This window comes from Phenylobacterium sp. (assembly GCF_030681155.1).
GTDB lineage: Bacteria > Pseudomonadota > Alphaproteobacteria > Caulobacterales > Caulobacteraceae > Phenylobacterium.
In genome coordinates this window covers 1-3,424 of the sequence record NZ_JAUXXE010000027.1, presented here as the reverse complement: position 1 = coordinate 3,424, position 3,424 = coordinate 1, and the positions used below count along the sequence as shown (strand labels likewise).

Below are 3,424 nucleotides of genomic sequence, written 5' to 3'. Positions count from 1 at the left end.
GGCGGTCGTCACACCCCGTTCTTCACCAACTATCGTCCGCAGTTCTACTTCCGCACCACCGACGTGACCGGGATCATCCGTCTGCGCGAAGGCGTGGAAATGATCATGCCGGGCGACAACGCTGAGCTGGACGTCGAGCTGATCACCCCGATCGCCATGGACCAAGGCCTGCGCTTCGCCATTCGTGAAGGCGGCCGCACCGTCGGCGCCGGCGTCGTGGCCAAGATCGTCGAATAGTCGATCTTACTCACATCTAACAATCAGGCCGCCGGAGCAATCCGGCGGCCTTTTTGTTAACTGCCCCTCCTAACTGCAGCCTCGTGTCGGGCGGCTGGGGCTGGGGGATGATGATGAGATTGCTTGGAACGGTCGCGGCGTTAGCCCTCCTATCGACGGCGTCGGCGCATGCCGCGCCCGACCTCGGCAAGATGACGTCAGGCGAACTGACCGCCTTCACCAAGGCGATGCCCAAGGGCGGCGAGCTTCACAATCACGTCTCCGGTGCGATCTTCCCGGAAACCTTCCTGAAGTGGGCTGCGGAGGATGGGCTTTGCGTCGATGTCGCGGCCTTGGCGTTTCGCCCGCCCTGCACGCCGGCTGGGGATCTTAAGACCGCCGCCTCGGTGCTGTCGAACGACACCCAGCGATCGGCCCTCTACGACAGCCTGACGACACGCGAGCCTGGCTTTCAGGGTCGCTCCGGACACGACCAGTTCTTCTCGGCGTTCGGGCGTTTCGGCCTGGCTGGAGACAAGCGTCCCGGTGATGAGCTCGCAGAAGTGCTCGACGGCCTTGCCCGCCAGAACACTTTCTATCTAGAGGCCATGGTCACCCCGCAGGCCGCGCCGTCTATCATCCTGGGGGCCAAGGTCGGCTGGAAGGATGGGGATCTGGCCGCGCAGAAGAAGGCGCTGACCGAGGCCGGGCTCGACAATCTGGTCGCCGACGCCATGGTTGAGACCGACGCCATGGAGGCAGGCGCGCGCCAGGCGTTGAAGTGCGGCACGCCGCAGGCCCGGCCGGGTTGCCAGGTGACGGTGCGCTACCTCGTCCAGGCCAATCGCATCGCGCCGCTGGCGTCGACCTTCGCCCAGCTTCAGCTCGGCGTGGCCTTGATCCAGGCGGACAAGCGCTGGGTCGGCCTGCAGCTGGTCGCGCCCGAGGACCATCCGTCGGCCCTGGCCAACTACAGCCAGCACATGAAGATGGTGGGCTTCCTCACCGAGCAGGGGCGGCTCGCGCCGGCGGCTCTGCACGCCGGCGAGCTGTCGTTCAAATATGCGACGCCGGGGGAGATGAGCTTTCACATCGGCGAAGCGGTTCATGTGGCCGGCGCCCGCCGCATCGGTCATGGCGTGGCCTTGCCTCATGAGAACGGCGCAGAGGCCCTGGCTGCGGAGATGGCGGCGACGGGCGTCCTGGTCGAGGTGAATCTGACTTCGAACGACGTCATCCTCGAGGTCTCGGGTAAGGACCATCCCTATGCGTGGCTGCGGCAGCGGGGCGTGCCGGTCAGCCTTTCCACTGACGATGCGGGGATCCTGCGTATCGACCTGTCGCATGAGTATGCGCGCGCGGCGGGCGAGGGGGCAGGCTATGCGGACCTGAAGCGTTCGGCGCGCAACGCCATCGCCTTCTCATTCCTGGCGGGAGAGGGCTTGTGGATCGACCCCAATGTCTATCGGCGCCCGGCTAAGGCCTGCGCCGGTCAACTGGGTGCGGTGACGCCGAAGCCCGGGCCCTGCGCCGATATGGTCGCATGCAGCGACAAGGCCCGTGAGCAATGGCGACACGAGTGGCTGCTCCGCGAGTTCGAGAAGGCAAGGAAATGACCGGGAGGTCATGACCTCGAATTAAGCTGACCCTTGGGGGCGCCAGGCCTACCGTCGCTGCAAGGTTGTTCAACGAAACGGAGGGGACAATGCGTCTTCCGATGATGATCGCGAGCTTCGGCGTGGTGTTCGCCGCAGGAGCGGCGCAGGCGGCGACGCCCGTAGTCGAGATCAAGGACGCTGTCGCGCGCGTCACGGTGATCCCCGAGGCCCGGAGCGACATCAAGGTCGAGTTTCTGTCCACCAACGCCAAGCTGCCTCTGCAGGTGCGGACCTCGGCGGGGAAGGTGATTGTCGACGGCGACCTGGATCGCAAGATCCGCAGCTGCAAGGGGGAGGGGACCGGCGTCCGGGTCCAGGTGGCCGGGATCGGCGAGGTCAGCTACGCCGCCATGCCGCAGATCGTGATCCGAACGCCCCGCGACGTCGATATTCAGGCGGGCGGCGCGGTCTATGGCGCCGTCGGAAAGTCCGACAAGTTGGAGCTCTCGAATGCGGGCTGCGGCGACTGGACGCTGGCGAATGTCGCCGGACAGCTGAAGTTGAGCCAGGCAGGGTCTGGCGACACATTCACCGGGACCGCGGGCGGCGCGGTCATTCATGCCGCAGGATCGGGTGACATCAAGACACGGGCCATCAATGGGCCGCTTGAGGTCAGCATCGCGGGGTCCGGCGACGTCCGCGCAGCCTCGGTGAGCGGTTCCCTGAATATCAAGGCGGCAGGCTCGGGCGACGTGAAGGTCGAGGGCGGCCGGGCCGACGCGATGAACGTGGCGGTGGCCGGTTCGGGAGATGTCGATTTCCGAGGCGTGGCCCAAAGCCTCACGGCCCGGATCGCCGGATCGGGCGATGTCCGGGTGCGGGAAGTGAAGGGTGAGGTCTCCAAGACTATTATGGGTTCCGGCGCCGTCACGATCGGCTAAAGACACAACTTCGGTCCTGGAAGGGATTCGTTGGCCCGGCTTTTGCGGCGAAAGCAGCAAGAACCGGGGTTCCGGCGCCTCCCGCCCTTGACGGAACCGAGTCGGGGACGTATAGACCCGCCTCCTGTTGGACCGGCTGTGTGCTTCGAAGCGATTTGAGGCACAGACGCGGTCCGCAGAACGGTCTGGGATCCGGTGGAAATCGGAGTTTCAGGACAGGGCCCACACGAGCAGTTCGTGCGGGCTCATCTCGTTTTTGCGGACTTACGCGTACGAATGTCTCCTATGAGGCGTTCGGGTTGGTCTTTGAAATGGTCAATGTCACGCGGACGTTCGTCGTCTGTAGGGGAAACTAAAGAGCGATATGGATCGTCAGAACATCCGCATCCGGCTCAAAGCCTTCGATCACCGCGTGCTGGACCATTCCACACGCGAGATCGTCAATACGGCTAAGCGCACCGGCGCGACCGTCCGGGGGCCTATCCCCCTGCCGACGCACATCGAAAAATTCACCGTCAACCGTTCGCCGCACATCGACAAGAAGTCGCGCGAGCAGTTCGAAATCCGCACGCATAAGCGCGTGCTCGATATCGTCGACCCCACCCCGCAGACCGTGGACGCGCTCATGAAGCTCGACCTGTCCGCTGGCGTGGACGTCGAGATCAAGCT

General features: G+C 64.7%; 3 protein-coding genes and 1 pseudogene. All 4 read left to right on the top strand.

What is annotated here, in order from left to right; all coding sequences use genetic code 11:
• Window positions 1-237 (top strand): annotated as a pseudogene (tuf, locus tag Q8M13_RS05895) (elongation factor Tu); the annotation flags it as partial.
• A 113-nt stretch (window positions 238-350) separates the two neighbouring features.
• Window positions 351-1,832 (top strand): adenosine deaminase, encoded by a 1,482-nt coding sequence (locus tag Q8M13_RS05890; protein WP_305298854.1) that lies wholly within the window; start codon window positions 351-353, stop codon window positions 1,830-1,832.
• A gap of 89 nt (window positions 1,833-1,921) precedes the next feature.
• Entirely contained in the window at window positions 1,922-2,755 is an 834-nt protein-coding gene (locus tag Q8M13_RS05885) for a GIN domain-containing protein (RefSeq protein ID WP_305298853.1), read from the top strand.
• A gap of 364 nt (window positions 2,756-3,119) precedes the next feature.
• Window positions 3,120-3,424, top strand: a 305-nt coding sequence (gene rpsJ, locus Q8M13_RS05880; RefSeq protein WP_056730043.1) for a 30S ribosomal protein S10, incomplete at its 3' end; no start/stop codon positions are given.